This is a genomic window from Myxococcus sp. AM011, assembly GCF_013372595.1.
GTDB classification, from domain to species: domain Bacteria; phylum Myxococcota; class Myxococcia; order Myxococcales; family Myxococcaceae; genus Myxococcus; species Myxococcus eversor.
This window is the reverse complement of the sequence record NZ_JABXEM010000120.1, coordinates 1-16,629: the sequence shown is the minus strand read 5'-3', so window position 1 is coordinate 16,629 and position 16,629 is coordinate 1. Positions and strand designations below refer to the sequence as shown.

General features: G+C 68.1%; 14 protein-coding genes. 1 reads left to right on the top strand and 13 read right to left on the bottom strand.

What is annotated here, in order from left to right; translation table 11 throughout:
* Positions 1-153 precede the first annotated feature (153 nt).
* Complete coding sequence (locus HUW62_RS24180; RefSeq protein ID WP_176435753.1) at positions 154-1,383, top strand: ABC transporter substrate-binding protein; 1,230 nt, start codon at positions 154-156, stop codon at positions 1,381-1,383.
* Between the two features lie 24 nt (positions 1,384-1,407).
* On the opposite strand, the gene HUW62_RS24175 is transcribed toward HUW62_RS24180, so the two are convergent.
* From HUW62_RS24175 to HUW62_RS24115, 13 genes are all read right to left on the bottom strand, one after another.
* Positions 1,408-1,587, bottom strand: a complete 180-nt coding sequence (locus HUW62_RS24175) for a hypothetical protein (RefSeq protein ID WP_163866567.1) — start codon at positions 1,585-1,587, stop codon at positions 1,408-1,410.
* Positions 1,584-2,633: a hypothetical protein gene (locus tag HUW62_RS24170; protein WP_176435752.1), complete on the bottom strand. Its 1,050-nt coding sequence runs from the start codon at positions 2,631-2,633 to the stop codon at positions 1,584-1,586. Before HUW62_RS24170 ends, HUW62_RS24175 begins: the two co-directional genes overlap by 4 nt.
* 5 nt (positions 2,634-2,638) lie before the next feature.
* Positions 2,639-4,183, bottom strand: a complete 1,545-nt coding sequence (locus tag HUW62_RS24165; RefSeq protein ID WP_338041932.1) for a hypothetical protein — start codon at positions 4,181-4,183, stop codon at positions 2,639-2,641.
* Entirely contained in the window at positions 4,180-4,992 is an 813-nt protein-coding gene (locus tag HUW62_RS24160; RefSeq protein ID WP_163866357.1) for a TadE/TadG family type IV pilus assembly protein, read from the bottom strand. The genes HUW62_RS24165 and HUW62_RS24160 overlap by 4 nt, the downstream gene beginning before the upstream one ends.
* A gap of 435 nt (positions 4,993-5,427) precedes the next feature.
* The gene (locus tag HUW62_RS24155; RefSeq protein WP_176435746.1) at positions 5,428-5,643 is read right to left on the bottom strand and encodes a hypothetical protein; all 216 of its coding nucleotides are present in this window, start codon (positions 5,641-5,643) and stop codon (positions 5,428-5,430) included.
* Positions 5,640-6,494, bottom strand: coding sequence for a hypothetical protein (locus tag HUW62_RS24150; protein ID WP_176435751.1), 855 nt, complete (start codon positions 6,492-6,494; stop codon positions 5,640-5,642). Before HUW62_RS24150 ends, HUW62_RS24155 begins: the two co-directional genes overlap by 4 nt.
* Positions 6,494-7,624, bottom strand: coding sequence for a hypothetical protein (locus HUW62_RS24145; RefSeq protein ID WP_176435750.1), 1,131 nt, complete (start codon positions 7,622-7,624; stop codon positions 6,494-6,496). Before HUW62_RS24145 ends, HUW62_RS24150 begins: the two co-directional genes overlap by 1 nt.
* On the bottom strand, positions 7,621-9,183 hold the full coding sequence (locus HUW62_RS24140; protein WP_163866354.1) for a hypothetical protein: 1,563 nt from the start codon (positions 9,181-9,183) through the stop codon (positions 7,621-7,623). The genes HUW62_RS24145 and HUW62_RS24140 overlap by 4 nt, the downstream gene beginning before the upstream one ends.
* Complete coding sequence (locus tag HUW62_RS24135; RefSeq protein ID WP_163866353.1) at positions 9,159-9,947, bottom strand: TadE/TadG family type IV pilus assembly protein; 789 nt, start codon at positions 9,945-9,947, stop codon at positions 9,159-9,161. Before HUW62_RS24135 ends, HUW62_RS24140 begins: the two co-directional genes overlap by 25 nt.
* A 296-nt stretch (positions 9,948-10,243) precedes the next feature.
* Positions 10,244-11,785 carry a DUF4388 domain-containing protein gene (locus HUW62_RS24130; RefSeq protein ID WP_176435749.1) on the bottom strand — a complete coding sequence of 514 codons (1,542 nt, stop codon included), beginning with the start codon at positions 11,783-11,785 and terminating at the stop codon, positions 10,244-10,246.
* Positions 11,786-11,925: 140 nt separating this feature from the next.
* A complete protein-coding gene (locus HUW62_RS24125; RefSeq protein WP_240356432.1) occupies positions 11,926-12,750 on the bottom strand; it encodes a hypothetical protein in 825 nt (274 codons plus the stop codon).
* Positions 12,751-12,783: 33 nt separating this feature from the next.
* On the bottom strand, positions 12,784-13,989 hold the full coding sequence (gene hemW, locus HUW62_RS24120) for a radical SAM family heme chaperone HemW (protein WP_176435748.1): 1,206 nt from the start codon (positions 13,987-13,989) through the stop codon (positions 12,784-12,786).
* 13 nt (positions 13,990-14,002) lie between these two features.
* Positions 14,003-16,629: plectin 1 isoform 8 (locus HUW62_RS24115; protein WP_176435747.1), on the bottom strand; the 2,627-nt coding region annotated here is incomplete at its 5' end.

Sequence of the window (16,629 nt, the reverse complement as noted above, 5' to 3'; positions counted from 1 at the left end):
CCACGGGGCCTCAGGGCCTCCGGGCGCGTCATATGTAATCTGGACCGATTTAGTCCACATTGCATTTCGAGGGCGACCCTTCAAGGCCCCCGGTTGGAGGGCAGGTGGGAGAGGGCTAGGGTGGGATTCCTGCTATCCGGAGGGAATCCGCTGATGCGTCCACTGCTGCTGCTCGCCACGCTCGCCCTGGCCCTGGCGGGCTGCGAGAAGAAGTCCGCCCCCACCGAGGCTCCTCCCACCGGGCAGGCCGCCGACCCGTCCAAGGCCGGCACGGCCGCTCAAGCGCCCGCCGCTTCTGGTGGTCCGGTGGTGGCTCCCGACGAGAAGGGCGCCATCCTGATTGGCGAGGTAGGCAGCCTGACGGGCAGCGAGGCGACGTTCGGCGTCTCCGCGCGCAACGGAATTGAACTGGCGCTCAACGAGGCGAACGCCGCGGGAGGGGTGCGGGGCCGCCAGTTGGCGGTGCGCGTGTACGACAGCCAGGGGCGTCCGGAGGAAGGGGCGCAGGCGGCGACGCGGCTCATCACTCAAGACAGGGTGGTGGCGATTCTCGGCGAGGCGGCTTCGTCCGTGTCCATGGCGATGGCGGAGAAGGCGCAGGTGGGCAAGGTGCCGATGATTACGCCCACCTCCACGAGCGCCGAGGTGACGAAGAAGGGCGACTACATCTTCCGCGTCTGCTTCATCGACGAGTTCCAGGGCCTGGTGATGGCGAAGTTCGCCCGGGAGAACCTGAAGCTGTCGAAGGTCGCGGTGCTGACGGACAACAAGAGCGCCTTCTCGATGGGACTGGCGGACGTCTTCACGGCGAAGTTCCAGGAGTTCGGCGGGAAGATTGTCGGCACGGAGAGCTACTCGAAGGGGGACACGGACTTCCGCGCGCAGCTCACGGCGCTCAAGCAGGTGAAGCCGGAGGCGGTGTTCGTGCCGGGGTACTACACGGACGTGGGCATCATCGCGCGGCAGGCGCGTGAGGTGGGCCTGAAGGTTCCGTTGCTCGGGGGTGACGGCTGGGACTCCGACAAGCTGTTCGAGCTGGGCGGGTCCGCGTTGGAGGGCAGCTACTTCTCCAACCACTACTCGCCGGGCAACCCGGACCCGGTGCTCCAGTCGTTCCTGGCGCGCTACAAGGAGAAGTACGGCAGCGTGCCGGACAGCGTGGCGGCGCTGTCGTACGACGCGGCGCGCGTGCTGGTGGAGGCGCTCCAGCGCGCCCCGGACACGAGCGGCCCGGCGCTGCGCGATGCGATTGCCGCGACGAAGGACTTCCCGGGCGTGGCGGGGCGAATCACGCTGGACGCGAACCGCGACGCGGTGAAGGAAGCCGTCGTCCTGAAGGTCGCCGGTGGCAAGGCGGAGTTCGTCACCACCGTGAAGCCGTAGCGGTGCGTGCCCGGTCCCCCGTCCTCAAGGGATGGGGGATTGGATGACGTAGTAGACGGAGCTGAAGTACCGCTGGAGCGCGTTGAGCAGTTGCACCAGGAACGGCCAGCCCATCACCGTGAAGCCCATCAGCGCGGCTGTGACGACGGCGTACTCGACCATGGACTGGCCGCGCGGCTTGCGACGTTGCAACGAAGCCATCAGCACTTCCCCGGTTGTTTGCAGCCCATGTAGTACTCGCCGCGCTTCTGCTGCGTCTTCTCGTTGTTGTTCGCTTCCCAGTCGCGCCACTCGTTGTTGAAGTAGGTGCCGCTGCCCTGGCCCTGGTCGATTCGCTGGGTCGGCGCGCCGCCGTTCTGGGGCTTGATGGACATGCTGACGCGGGTCGGGTCGTCGCCAGGCTTGGCTCCGGCAAGCGCGAGCGTGGGAGACAGCAGCTTGTTGCTGATGGCCTGCGTGACGAGCGTCTGGGCGGCGGGCTGCATCTGGGTGTAACCCGCGTTTTCGCCGTTCGTGTACACCTGCGCCACGCGCGCGTAGAGGTCGCCCTCTTCCTTCTGTTCCTCGCCGGGCTCGAAACTCTGGCTCTTCGTGAGGGCCCACGTGTCCGTCACCAGGGCGACGTACTCCCAGGGGAGTAGATAGGTGTTCGAGTCCGAGCCTCCCTTGGCGTTGTTGTGGATTCCTCCTTCCTGTTTCTCCTTCGCCAGGTCGACATCGCTGAACTGCGAATAGAACGTCTTCTGGAGCAGGTAGTTCTGGACGCCAATCCGAGCGGAGCAGCGGATGAGCCCCCCTTTGTTGAACTGCCCCATGTAGGAGCTGTGCAACGTGACGCCGTAGCTCCCAACGGCGTTCTGGTCCACGGAGCAATACACCTGCTTGGCACCCGGGTTCAGCCAGCAGGCATGCGCCACCACTTCCTGGTGGTGGCTCTCGTCATCTTCACATTCGGGCGCGGGGGACTCGTAGCTGTCCAGGCCCGACTCATGGTCGCAGAACATCTGCCTTGAGAGCCCCTGGGTCTGACCGAAGCCCGCGAAGGATTCGCCGCCCTTCGGCTTGGCCGCGTAGTCAGACACCGCATAATCCCAGACGGTGGACACCACGGTCTCCTGCGCGTCCAGCATGTGGCGCAAGAGGTCGTCCAGGAAGATGGCGTACATGAACACGGGGATGATGACGAGCATGCACAGCGCCATCTCCACCGCGGCGGCGCCCCGAGCAACTCGCGTCCCAGCTTTCCGCATGGCTTTCACAGTGACACCCCCGGTGCCTCGGCGATGGTGGCCGCGTCGGAGTTGCCCGCTTCCTCCAGCACCTTCTTCGCCTCATCGGGCTTGAAGGGATGCAGCTTCACGCGCCAGTAGGGTGCGAAGAGGTTGGGGGGCTCGGACCAGCCGCCCTGCTTGAAGCGGTGGTAGTAGACCAGGGACTTCGACAGGCTCATGCCATCGGCGGCGGACAACGTCAGGCTCCCGGAGCCCTGGGCGCCGTGTTCGAACTTCACGCTCCGGGAGTTGTTGAGCTCCCACGGAGCCTTCTTCGGGTCCCCCACGTTCAGCTTCATCGTGTAGTAGCTGTAGACGCGCGGCTGGCCCCAGTCCCGTCCGGCATCCGGGTTGGCGCGGTACTTCATGAAGCAGTTGCCCGAGCCCGCGCACGCCGTGAGCGCCTTCGCATTGGTGCCCTCGAAGCGGTGCTGGCCCTGGTGCGCCCCATTGACCGAGTGCCTCCCACCGTTGGAGTCGCTCCAGATGAAGGCCTCGTAGCCCGAGGGAATCGGGGGGATGGCGTCCTCCCACGTCAGCTGCGCGAGCCTCCCCGACTCCGTGGCGGCCACGGTGGACCCCTGGTTGCCGCCCTTCTGCCCGCCTTCATAGATCTTGCTCTTGCTCTGCACCGTCTTGGACGAGCCTTTGTGTCCCAGGATGGAATACGTCCCCTTGTTGCCGGGGATGTCCATGAACTCCTTGAGGAATTGAGGGTGAAGTTGCTTCGGAGGCATCCCGCTGCCGTTGCGGTTCGCGGGCCACCCCGAACGACTCGCATTGCCAATCTCCGTCATGACACGTGCACGGGCCTCGGGTGCGGAGTTCGCCACACTGCCCTGGCACTGCATCCCATCCACGGCGCAGTTGAACTCGTTGGCATTGAGCGCCCCCACTCCCGAAGACAAGTCGCTCACTTCAGGCGCGGCCTCGCTCTTGAGTTGGGACAGGCCATGGCTCGAACCGTCCTTCACCGCCTGCACGGTCTTGTCGTGGACGCCCCGTTGCGAGGTGTGGACGTTGTCCACCATGAGGTCCAGCCCCTGCATGGCGGTCCTGAAGTTCCCCTCCAGGCCCCTCACATCCCGGTCATACATCTTGGCGGTCTTCCCGAACTTGCTCGCGACCTTCCCGGCTTCAATCGCGTGCTTGCAACAAGAGCACATCCCCCGGCAAGCGACGCACCTGAGTCCTTCCGTGACGGCGATTTGTGTGAAGTTCGTCTCCCCTGACCGCAGCATCTCACCGGTGATGGTCGCCGCCGCCATGTACGCGTGCAGGCTGTTCATCGCCACGTAGGAGCCCGCGATGGCCCGGTTGGTGACCGCGTAGTAGTTGAGCGCGCGTGCCTCCAACACCCCCATGGAGAACGACATGGCATCGCCGTGCTGCTGGAGGGTCATCTTCCGGCGCAGCGCGTGGCTCAGGTTGAAGCTCAGCGTCACCATCAGCGCGAGCACCAGGAAGGACAACGAGCCCAGGACAATGGCCTGGCCCCGCTGGGAGCGGCGAGCGAACCGACGCCTCAAGGCGATTTCTTGTAGGAGAACGGGAGGAGACATTCGTTGCTCTCAGGTAGGTCGTCGGTGTTGAGATAGAGATTCGACTGCATCCGCATGGTGTACGTGGCGCGGATGGGCGCGATGTAGATGCGCTTGGAGGCGGCGGCGTCATACGGACCTTCGCCCGTGGAGGCACTGCCGAATCTGCGGGGAGCTTCCGCTCTGCGGTCTTCGTCGCGCACCTTCATCCGCATCAACATCGGCAGGTCGCGAGCACGCGTGGACTGGAAGATGACCCAGTCCGCGAACGGGATGATGAGCCGGTAGTTGAACGTCACCTGCACACGCAGCTTGGTGCGATGGCTCCCCTTCCAGTCCTCGGAAGCCGCGTTGTCCGGGTCATCGAAGTCCAGCTCACCGCCGCTGCCTCCCACCTCCTTCTTCGTCGGCCCGCAGATGGTGACCTCGGCGTACTTCAAGTCCGTGTCCCCCATCTCGTTGCCCATCATCTCATTCCACTTCGTCGTGAATTCCTGCCCGCTGCTCACCGGGCGGACGTACTCGATGCCGTCTGACCCGGAGGAGCGCTTGGCCAGCACCGGCAGGAGTACGGCGACCGCCGCCTTCTCCATCTCCTTCACGCTCGCGTTGTGGATGGAGCCGGCCCGCACCGCTTTGTAGGCGGCGTACTTCGTCAGCAGCCGGGCCTGGTGCATCAGCCCCAACTGCAGGATGCCCAGGATGAGGAAGACGAAGAGCGGCAGGACAATCGCGGTCTCCACCGCGACCTGTCCTGACTGGGCCCTTGCGAGGTGGAAGCAGAGGCGACATCGCATACACCAATCACTACCACGCCCACATGGAGACCCTCAAAATCCCCAGGACTCAAAACTTCCATTCCAAACCCGCAATGTTGCCCCGTACACACGAATGGCAAACATTCCCGGCAAGGCGTTGCCTTCGCCACAAAGCCACACCTGGCTGCCTGCCCTCACGGACATCAAACAAATACAGCCACGGCCCATGGCGGAAACCCACGACATGTAGAAATGACAGACACCAGACACCCCCAGGAGGCGCGCGGGCCCGCACGAGAGCCCGCTCGCACGTGGAGCAGTCAGGCGTGCGGCTCACGCGCCGGAACAAACAACAGGATGTCTAAAGGAAAACACCTACGAGGAAACACGGGCCCGGTGCTCACGTGCGGAAACCCGCACGGACCTGCTCACGGGGCCCGCGGTCCCGGCTTCGCCGGGAGCCGTCCTGCGCCCCTACGGAATCGGGGACTGGATGACGTAGTAGATGGAGCCGAAGTACCGCTGCAGCGCGTTCAGCAACTGCACCAGGAACGGCCAGCCCATCACCGTGAAGCCCATCAGCGCGGCCGTGACGACGGCGTACTCCACCATCGACTGACCGCGCGCCCGAGCAAGCCCCAGCATCCGGGGTGACTTCGCCATCGCCGCATCCTTCCTGTCGTCATTCACGGCGCCGCCCCTCGCTGGAGCAGCGAGAGCTGAAGCTCGACGCCGTGCTCCTCCGCGCGCGTGCGCAACGTCGCCCGTCCCAGGGTGGTGCCCTTCATCAACTCGAACGCGATGCCATTCGCATCCACCGGCTCGACCGCCCCCACGTCCCAGCCCTTCTCCACCAGCAGGGCCCGGTACCGCTCACCCACGGCGGAGGGAGCCGCCTCCGGAAGCTGGCCGGAGACGACGTGGTGCGAGGCGCCCTCCATGGCGAACGAGAGCGTCACCGGCTCGCTCAGCTCGGGCGGCAGCGGAATCCACGGCGGCACGCGCGAGGCCCGCTTCAACAGCGGCGCCACCTGCCCCGCCGACACGAAGCCCAGCGTCTCTCCACCCTGCGCCAGCACGGAGACCAGCCGCATCTCCTCCGTGGCCGGGCTCCAATACCCCACCCAGCCTCCGTTCTCCCCATGGCGCTCCCCGAGCACCGGCAGCCCGTTGTCCAACAGCACCTGCCGGTAGTGGGACAACACCTGCTCCGGCGTGTCCGTCGTGGAGAACCACGCCACGGCGATGGGCACGTCGGGGCCCAGGTAGTCCACGGCGAGCAGCTCCGCGCGGCTCGCCTTGGGATACGCCGGGAAGTGCACCAGCGCGCGCTTCAGCGCCGCTTCCTCCGCGGGCGAGCGGCTCCCCGAGGGCTTCGTGGGAGGCGCGTCATCGAGCGAAGGCGGAGGAGACCACTCCTCCGTGACGTCGCGCCGTCCGTAGACGGCGCCCTCCCAGGCAAAGCCAATCAACGAGCCCACCACGGCCACGGAGAACAGCAACGCGGGCACGCGGATGACCAGGCTCGAGGCACGAGGCATCAGCACTGCTCCGCCTGGGCACAGCCCAGGTAGTTGTTCCCTCGGGCGTTGTGCGTGGCCTCGTTGTTGTCCTTGTCCCAGTCCTTCCACTCGCTGTTGAAGTAGCTGGCGCTCCCGCCGTTCTGCTGCAGCTGCTGCACCGGCCCACCGCTCGACGGGAAGGGTTTGACCGAGAGGCTGGGCTCGCGCGGGTCATCGCCGGGCGGCATGTCGTCCAGGCGGATGTCGCTGCTGAGCACCTCCTGCGTGGCCGCGCTGACAAACGCCTCGGCGGCCGAGGTCATCTGGGTGTACCCGGAGTTGTCCTCGTTCTTGTAGATCTGCGCCAGGCGCACGTAGAGGCCCTCCTCGTCGCCGTCCGCCTTCCCCGGCTCCGTGTTCGCCACCTTGGTGAGCGCCCACGTGTCCGTGACGATGGCGATGCGCTCCCAGGGCAAGAGGTAGACGTCGCCCTCGAGCCCGCGCGGGTCGTCCTGCAAGTCGCCCCCCTGCGCGTTGGTGTGGATGCCGGCACCGCGCTTCTTCGTCTGCCGCGCCAGGCCCACCTGGCTGAAGTCCTGGAGGAAGGACTTGGGCAACAGGTAGTTCTGCACGCCCAGGCGCGCCGAGCAGCGGATGACGCCGCCCTTGCCGAACTGGTCCATGTACGACTGGTGCAGGTCCACGTTGTACGCGCCCGCGGGACCGCCACCACCACCGCCATTGGGGTCCGCCTGGTTCAGCGTGCACTGCACCTGCTGCGCCCCCGGGTTGAGCCAGCACGCATGCGCGGACACCTCCGCGTGGTGGCCCTCGTCATTCTCGCACTCGGGTCCCTTGCCGGGACCGAAGCTGTCCAGGCCCGACTCGTGGTCGCAGTACTGGAGCCGCGCGTAATACTGCGCGCCATTGAAGCCGTAGAAGGGCTCCTCCGCGCCGCCCTCGGGGGGAGGGTTCTTCGGCTTGGTCGGATAGTCCTGCACGGCGTAATCCCAGACAGTGGACAGGGCCGTCTCTTGCGAGTCCAGCGTGTGCCTCAGCAGGTCATCCAGGAAGAGCGCGTACATGAACACCGGGATGATGACCAACATGCACAGCGCCGTCTCCACGGCGGCGGCGCCCCTGGCGGCTCGATGTCCGGAAGTCTTCACAGCGCCACCCCCTCGACCTGCGACATCTGCGCCGCCTCCGAGTTGCCCGCGGCATCCAACACCGATTGCGCGTCCCCCTTGGTGAAGGGGTGCAGCTTGGCGCGCCAGTACGGCGCGAAGAGGTTGGGGGCTTCCTTCCAGCCGTCCTCGCCGAAGCGGTGGTAGTAGACGAGCGACTTGGACATGGCCATGCCCTCCGTCGCCGCGACGGTGAGGGTGCCATCCCCCTGCTGACCGTGGGTGAGCTTCACCTGCGCCGACGAGTTCAGCTCCCAGGGCGCCCGCTTGGTGTCACCCACGCGGAAGGGCATGGACACGTAGCTGTAGACGCGCGGCTGACCCCAGTCGCGGTCCGGGTCCGGGTTGGCGCGGAACTTCATGAAGCAGTTGCCGGAGCCCGCGCAGCCGGTGAGCGCGCGGACATTGACGCCCTCGAACCGGTGCTGGCCGGAGTGCGCGCCGTCATTCTCGTGGCCGCCGCCGCCGTCGTCGCTCCAGACCTCCGACTTGAAGCTGTTCGTCATGAGGCCGTCCTTCCACTGGTGGAAGATGCGGCCCTCGTCCTGCGCGGCAATCATGGCGCCGTCGTTGCCGCCGCTCCGGCCTCCCGAGGTGAGCTGGCCCTTGCTGTTCACCGTCTTCGCGGTGCCCTTGGTGCCGGAGATGATTTTCGTGCCCTCCCCGGGGATGTCCTCCAGCTCCTGGAAGAACTGGGAGTTGAGGTACTTGGGCATGTTCATGGACATCCCACCCGGGCTCTTGCGGGTCGCCGGCCAGCCGGAGCGCGTCGCGTTGGCAATCTCAGTCATCACCCGCGCGCGGGCCTCCGGAGAGGTGTTCGCCTCGCTGCCCTGGCACTCCATGCCATCCACGGCGCAGTTGAACTCGTTGGCGTTGATGGAGCCCACCGACGAGTTCAACTCGCTCGCGTTGGGCGCGGTGTAGTCCTTGAGCTGGCCCAGACCGTGGCTCTTGCCGTCCTTCACCGCCTTCAGCGTCTGCTCATGCACGGAGCTCTGGGCCTTGTGGATGTTGTCCACCATCAGGTCCAGGCCCTCCATGGCGGTGTTGAAGTTCGACTCGAAGGCGGAGACCTTGTCGTCGTAGTCGTCCCCCGAGTCGCTGAAGTCGCTGGAGATTTGAAACGCCTCCACCGCGTGCTCGCAGTGGTCGCACATGAACTCGCAGGCGATGCACAGCACCATCTCCTGCACGGCGATGATGGTGAAGTTCTTGGAGGAGGCCCGCATGATCTGCCCGGTGAGGCTGGCGGCGGACATGTACGCGTGGAGGCTGTTCATCGCCACGTAGGAGGTGGCGATGGCCCGGTTGCTCACCGCGTAGTAGTTGAGCGCGCGCGCCTCCAGGACGGCCATGGAGAACGACAGGGTGTCGCTGTGCTGCTGCAGGCTCATCTTCTGGCGCAGCGCGTGGCTCAGGTTGAAGCTCAGCGTCACCATCAGCGCCAGCACCAGGAACGACAGCGAGCCCAGGACGATGGCCTGGCCTCGCTGGATGCGGCGGCGCGTCCGGCTCAGTAGGAGAACGGGAACATGCATGCGTTGCTCGCGGGCAGGGCGTTGGCGCCGAGATAGAGATTGGACTGCATCCGCATGGTGTACGTGGCGCGGATGGGCATGATGTAGATGCCCTGCCCGGCGGCGCTCTCGTAGGGGCCCTCGCCTGTGGCGGCGCCCCCGAACTTGCGGGTGGACACCTTGGACTGCTCCTCCGCCTTCACCTTCCCCATGCGCATCAGCATGGGCATCTCCCGGCCACGCGCGGCCTGGTAGATGACCCAGTCCGCGAAGGGAATCAGCAGCCGGTAGTTGAGCGTGAGCTGGATGCGCAGCTTGGTGCGGTGGTTCTCCTTCCAGCCGTCCGGGTGGATGTTCGCCGGGTCGTCGAAGTCGAACTCCCCGCTGCCGGAGACCTCCTCCTGCGTCGGCCCGCAGACGGTGACCTCGGCGTACTTGAGGTTCACCCCGGGCATCTCGTTGCTCTTCAGCTCGTTGAACTTGGTCTCGAAGTCCTGCGCGCTGCCCACCGGGCGGGTGTACTCGATGCCGCCCGCGCCACCCGCGCGGCTGCTGAGGATGGGCAGCAGCACCGCGAGCGCGGCGGCCTCCATCGTCTCCACCTTGGCGTTGTGGAGCGAGCCGGCCCGGACCGCCTTGTACGCGGCGTACTTCGTCAACAGCCGCGCCTGGTGCATCAGCCCGAGCTGCAGCGTGCCCAGGATGAGGAACACGAAGAGCGGCAGGACGATGGCGGACTCCACCGCGGCCTGGCCTGATTGGGTCGCTGTGGTGAGGGAGCGCATCCAGCCTCGTGAATTGGCGCCAGGGGATTCCACGCCCCGAGCACCCAAAGTTACACTGACAATCTGATCTCGCGAATCAGGGTCCTAATGTTTCCCGCGCTGGGACGAAAATCTCGCGATTCCCCGTTGTCTGTACCCAGCATCCCTCTCCCAGGGAAAAAATCCGCGCGTGAAAGACTCCACCGGCCAGATGACCGATGGGGCGCCCCCGGAAACTCTCAGGAGTTGCAAAAGCAAGTGACGCGCGGAGCCATGCGGATCAAGGCAGGCAGAGGAGCGAGCCCCGGGCCCTGGGTTCAGCGGCGCCGGGCAATCTCCTGGATGAGCTCCACGTAGCGGCGGTTCTTGGGGTTGAGCTTGAACGCCTTGCGGAAGGACTCGTCCGCCAGGGCCCACTGGCTCTCGCCCTGGGCCACCTCGCCCAGAAACCCCCAGCCTTCCTCCAGGCCCGGATCCTGACGGATGACTTCCTGCAGCTCCTGGAGCGCCAGGCGACCGTGGGCCTCTGGCTTCATGAGGTAGCGGGCCCACGCGCGCCAGGCGTGATGCAGCGGCTTGGGCTCGATGTCGCAGGCGTATTCGAAGTACTCGAAGGCGCCCGCGTAGTTCTTCGCGACGAGCCTGCGCCGGGCTTCGTCGAACTGGGTGGTCGCATCCAGCAGGTCGGTGCGGATGCGGAACTGCTCGGCGGTGGTGGGACGGCCCGTGCTGGCCCGCTCCTTCTCCCGGTGCGCCGCGCGGCGCTTGCGCCACAAGAGATTCTGCTCCGCATCCGACAGCACGCCGTAGGCCTTCGCGTACGCCGCCAGCAGCGCCTCCGCCTTCTCCTTCAGCTCGGGTGTCTGGAAGCGCAAGGGCGAGTAGCGCTCCGCCCACGCGAGGAAGGCCCGGCGCAGCGGCAGGGGCTGCACGTCCTCGGGGACCTCCAGCAGGGCGAACGGGTCCTTGCTCCGGTGCGCGAGGAAGGCCGTCACCAGGGCGTCTCGCGTGGCCACGTCCTCGTCGGAGAACGGCGTGCCCCGCGCGGCCACCGGCTCCGGGGCCACGGGCTCCGGGGGCGGCGCCACGGGCACCGGCACCACGCGCGAGGCCAGCTCCGCCGCCTTCGTGTCCACGTCCTCCACGAAGCCCGCCACGCCCAGGAGGCACAGCGCGTAGAGCCGCCGCAGCACCGTCTCCGTGTCGAAGCCCGTGCGCTCCTGGAGCTCGTTGAAGGTGGGGCGCTGCCGGAGCTGTTGCAGCAGCCGCGCGTCCTTGGACGACAGCTTGGGGCCGGACTCCACGCCGGGCATCTGCCCGAATCTGCGCTCGTCCGTGAAGGTGAAGTGGGTGGCCACCGCGTCGAAGGGCATCACCCCTTCCACGCCCGTCAGGATGAGCTGTGCGGGGTTGGTGCGGACGCTTGCGTCCGGCGTCTCCGCGTCCGCGATGAGGCGGTACTTCGCATCCACCCATCGGAAGCAATCGAGCAGCTTGTGGGCCAGGTTCGCCTGGAGCTGCTTGTACAAATCGAAGGGGCTGATGAGCCCCTTCTGCACCAGGAGCCCGCCCATCTGCATGCCCGTGGACACGCTCTCCCCCAGCGACTTCTGGTAGTCGGCCTCGGTCAGCCGGCCCTTCTCCACCAGATATTTGCCGAGCGTCTCGTGCAGCAGGTTGGACTGGCACGCCACCGGCGAGCCTTCCTCGAAGACGATGCGCTTCTCACGCTGCCGCACCTTCAGCTCCAGCGTGCACGTGCGCTCCTCCACCATCAGCGCCTGGAGCAGCAGGGGGAAGGGCGTGTCGGCGAGCAATCCCTCGCGCTGGCGAAGCACCTGCGACGGGGTGGGAAACATGGAGCGGGCCTCGGCTGTCGGTGGACACGAGAAGAGGGGGCGCTCGAAGCCTACGCTCTTTCACCGAGCGCTTTGAACAGCGGGAAGGAGCCCGGCGGCGTGGTCTGGATTCACCCAGAGCGGGCACCGGGCCACCCGCGCTACTCCAGGTACTCGTACGCCTCGGTGTCCGCGGGCGGATACCGGTCGTAGCCGCGGACACTGCCGCCGTGCGAGCGCGAGGCGAACAGGCCCACCTGGTTCGCCACCGCCGCGCCGGTCCCCAGCACCAGCGCGAGCAGCACCGCGTAGGTGAGCGGTCGACCAGGTCGCGACAGCCATGCCCACCGGCGCTCGCGGCGACGCTGGAAGCCCGGCGCCGCCACGTACTCGCCCCACGCCAGCTCTCGCATCCGCTTCGCGTCCGCCGAGCGACCGTCCTTCGCCAGCGCGCTCGCCAGCAAGTAGCGGCCCTCCACCGAGCCCAGCCGCGTCGCGCAGAAGCGCTCCAGTGATTCAATCGCGCCCTTCACTTCGCCGCGCTTCAGCCGGAAGCGGCCTCGCTCCAGGTCGATGGCGCCCTGGCGGAAGTCGGGGTCCAGCTTCGCCGCCTCGTCCAGGAGCAGCTCCCCGCGCCGCGCATCCTTCGCGCCCAGGTACGCCACGCCGAGCAGGTACAGGGTGTCCACGTCCTCGTCGCCCGCCTCCAGGTTGGGCTTGAGGATGTCGACGGCCTCGTCGTACCGCTTCTGCTCCACGCGGATGTCCGCCAGCTCGTGGCGCGCGCGTCGCTCGTGGGGGTTGGTGAGGATGGTCCCCGCCAGTTCGCCCGCGCGCTGGAAGCGCTTGAACATCCGCACCGGGCTGGGCAACAGCCGCCACGTGAAGCGGTCCGCCACGAAGATGAAGACGATGACCAGGCCCAGCGACAAGAGCGGGCTGCCCGTCAACAGGGTCAGGAACATCCACAGCATCCACTTGCTCATAAGCTCCTCGAAGTCCCTCGCGCGGGCCGCTGTCTAGAGCAGCCGCGCGCAGACGGCGCTGTGTACGTCCGCGCCCTTTTCCGTCAAGGCCAGTCGCCCCCCCGTGAGCGTCGCGAAGCCGTGCTCCACCAGCCTCGCCACCTCCGCCCGCCGCGCCTCCACCGACTGCCCGTACCGCTCACACACCGCTTCCCAGTCCACGCCCGACACCAGCCGCAGCCCCATCGCCAGCCGCTCCGCGAACAGCTCCTGGGTCCCCAGCGCCTCCCGCCCCTCCTCTGGCAGGCGGCCCGCCTCCACCTCGCCCAGGTACTTCTCCGGGCTGCGCAGGTTGACGTAGCGCGAGGGCTCGGGCGTCAGCAACATGCCCGTGGCGCCCACGCCCAGCGCCAGGTACTCGCCACCCGTCCAATAGAGCGCGTTGTGCCGCGAGCTGAAGCCCTCGCGTGCGTGGTTGGACACTTCATAGCGTCGCAGGCCCGCCGCGCCATACACCTCGCGCACCACGCGCGCCATCTCCACCACGTCGTCGTCGGACGGCAGCTCCAGCTCGCCGCGCTTGAGGCGCTTGGACAAGGGCGTGTCCTCCGCGAGCACCTCGCGCTCCACCGTCAGCGCATACGTGGACAGGTGCTCCGGCGCGAGCGCCACCGCCCGCCTCGCGTCCTCCTCCACCTGCGCGACGCTCTGTCCGTGCACGCCGTAGATGAAGTCCATGGACACCACCGGGAAGCCCGCCCGCCGGGCCAGCTCCACGGCGAGCTCCACCTGCGCCGCGTCGTGCGCGCGCCCGAGCGCCTTGAGCGTCTCCGGCTGGAAGGACTGCACGCCCAATGACAGCCGGTTCACCCCCGCCGCTCGATAGCCCGCGAAGCGCTCCGCGTCCGCGCGCTCGGGATTGCCCTCCAGCGAGAGTTCCACGCCGGACGACACCGTCATCCTCGCGGCGATGCCCTCCAGCACGCGGGCCACGTAGCGGGGGTGCCACAGCGAGGGTGTGCCGCCGCCCAGGAAGATGGACTCCAGCGGCTTCGAGCGCAGCGCGGGTGACACCGCGAGCCGTGCGTCCAATTCCGAGAGCACGGCGCTCGCATAGCGCTCCTCGGGCACCTGCTTCGCGACCGCCACCGCGAAGTCGCAGTACGGGCACTTCGCGAGGCAGTAGGGGAAATGCAGGTACAGCCCGAAGCGGGCCGCGGCCATCCCCGTGAGCGGGTCCACTGGTGCGTCGAACGGCATGAGGGGCAAACCTTTACTTCCAGCCCTTCAATTGCGCTTCGAGCTTCGCGATTTTCGCCTTGTAGCCAGCCGCCGCTTCGAGCGCCGTCTCGGCCGCCATCAGCTTCCGCTTCAGGTTCGCAGCGTCCGCCTTGAGTCCCTCGCGCTCGGCCTCCCAGTCGGAGGACGCGGCAGCCGGCTTCCCGCCCGCCTGCTCCAGTTTCGACAGCTTCGCCTCCGCCGCCGCGCGGGCCTCCTGCTCGGCCTTGAGCGAGGACTCCGCGCGCGTCAGCTTCGCCTCTACCGCCGCGCGAGCCGTGTCCGCGTCCTTCGCCTTCGCGCCGCGCGACTCCTCCAGCGCGGCCTCCGCCTTCGCGAGCTTGGACTCCAGGTCCTTCAGCTTGCTCGCCTGCGCGGACTCGGACTGGGACAGCTTCGCTTCCGTCGCGGACCGCGCGGCATCCGCGTCCTTGAGCTTGCCCGCCTGCGTCGCTTCGGTCTGGGAGAGCTTTGTCTCCAGGTCCTTGACCTTCGCGGCCTGGGCAGCCTCCGCCTTCGCGAGCTTGTCCGCGGCCTCCTTGAGCTTGCTCGCGTGCGAGGCCTCGGTCTGGGAGAGCTTCGCTTCGAGGTCCTTGAGCTTCCCCGCTTGCGCTGCCTCGGCCTGCGACAGCTTCGCCGCGGCATCCTTCAGCGCGCCCGCTTGCGTCGCCTCGGCCTGGGAGAGCTTCGCTTCGAGGTCCTTGAGCTTCGCCTGCGCGGCCTCGGCCTGCGCCAGCTTCTCGGCGGCATCCTTCAGCGCGCTCGCCTGCGCGGCCTCGACCTGCGCGAGCTTCGCTTCGGACTCCTTCTGCTTGCTGGCCTGCGCGGCCTGGGCCGCCTGCGCCGCCTTGCTGGCCTCCGCCTTGGCCGCCTCCAGCGCGCCCTCCAGCATCTTCAAGCGCTGCTGGAGCCGCTCCGCCTTGTCCGCCTCCGAGCGCGTGGCCTCCAGTTCATCGCGAAGCTCCGCCAGCTCCGCCTCGGTGCCGCCCTTCCCTTCCGCCAGCGCGTCCGCGCGCGCCTCTTCTTCCGCCGCCCGCACCTGCGCGTCCGCGCGCTCCGCCTCCGCCGCCTCGCGACGCACGCGCTCCAGCGACAGCTCTTCCTTCGACTGCGCCAGCACGCCCTGCACCCGCGCCAGCTCCGCTTCGCGCTGCCCGGAGGCGGTCTCCAGCATGGACACGCGCGCGGCCAGTCCCACGCGCTCGGCGTCCGTCGTCGCCGCCTTCATCTCGGCCACGCCCAACTGCTTCTTCAGCGCCTCGTGCTCGACCTGCGCGGCCTCCAACGCCGCCGTCAGCTCGCCCACCTTCGCCTCGGCCTGGTGCGCCGCCTCACCCAGCGCCGCCGCGTCCGCCTCCATCCTGTCGCGCAGCGCCACCTGCTCGACTTCGAGCGCCTCCAGCGCCTCCTTCAGCGCCGCCGCCTCCCCTTCCGCCACCGCCGCCCTCTCACCCGCCTGCGAAAGCCCTTCCTCCAGCGCCTGCGTCCGCTCCGCCGCGCGCGCGCCTTCCGCCTCCAGGCGCGACGTCAGCCGAGCCAGCTCCGCCGTGCGGCCCTCCAGCGCCTGCCGCAGCACGGGCAGCTCCGCCGCCTCGGTGGTCCGCGCGGTGAGGGCCGCGCGCAGCCCGACAATCTCGGCGTCCTTCAACGCCAGCGCCTTCTCCAGCTCGGCCGTCTGGCCCTGGAGCGCGCGCAGCCCCTCCTCCATCACCGCGAGCTGACGGCGCGCCTCGTCCCGCTCCTGCTCCAGCGTCTGCGCGCGCCCCTGCGCTTCCTCCAGCGAGCTCTTGGACCAGTCGCTCTCGCTCTCCACCGCGCTCAGCGCGCCCTGCGCCTCCGCGAGCGCCGTCTCCAGCTGTCCCGCGCGCAGGCCCAGCGAGTCCCGCTCGCCCGTCATCACCTCCAGCTCGCCGCCCAGCCGCTCCACGTCCGCGACGACTTGCTGGTACTGCTCCTGGACGGCCTCCAGCGCGCCCTGCGACTCGGACTTCTCCGCCGCCAGCTCCGCCACGCGGTCCTGCGCCAGCGACAGCGCCTCCTTGGCGCCCACCAACTCCTCGGCCACCGCGCCCCGAGACTCGCGCTCCTCCTGGAGCTCCGCCGACAGCCGGGGGACTTCCGACTCCACCTCCGCCAGCGCGCGCGACAGGTCCTTGCGGTCCGCCTCCACCGCGGCCAGCTCCGCCTCCAGGGCGGCGAGCTTCGCCTCGGCCTCCGCGGCGCGCTTCTCCGCGCCCGACAGCGCCTCCGACGTCTGCACCAGCTTCGCGGGCGAGTCCTTCACCGCCAGGAGCTGCGCCTTCGCCTCCGCCGCCTCCTTGCGAAGCTGGGTGAGCGACTGCTTCAGCCCGTTCACCTCGCCGTCGCGCTCCGCGTACAGCGTGCGGGCGCGGGCCAGGGTCTCCGTCTTCTGGCGGACGACGGTCCGGAAATACTCCAGCTTCTCCTCCGGCGAGCCCCCCATGGGCATCCGGGGCTCGGCCACCTCGTTGAAGGGGTCATTGCCGGGCACCCGCACCGCCCTCGACACCGAGGACGCGGGGGCCCCGCCGATGGGGGCCGGGGTGGCCGCGGGCCTGGGCGCGCCCGTGCCCACCGGCGCGCCGGGTCCAACAGCCACAG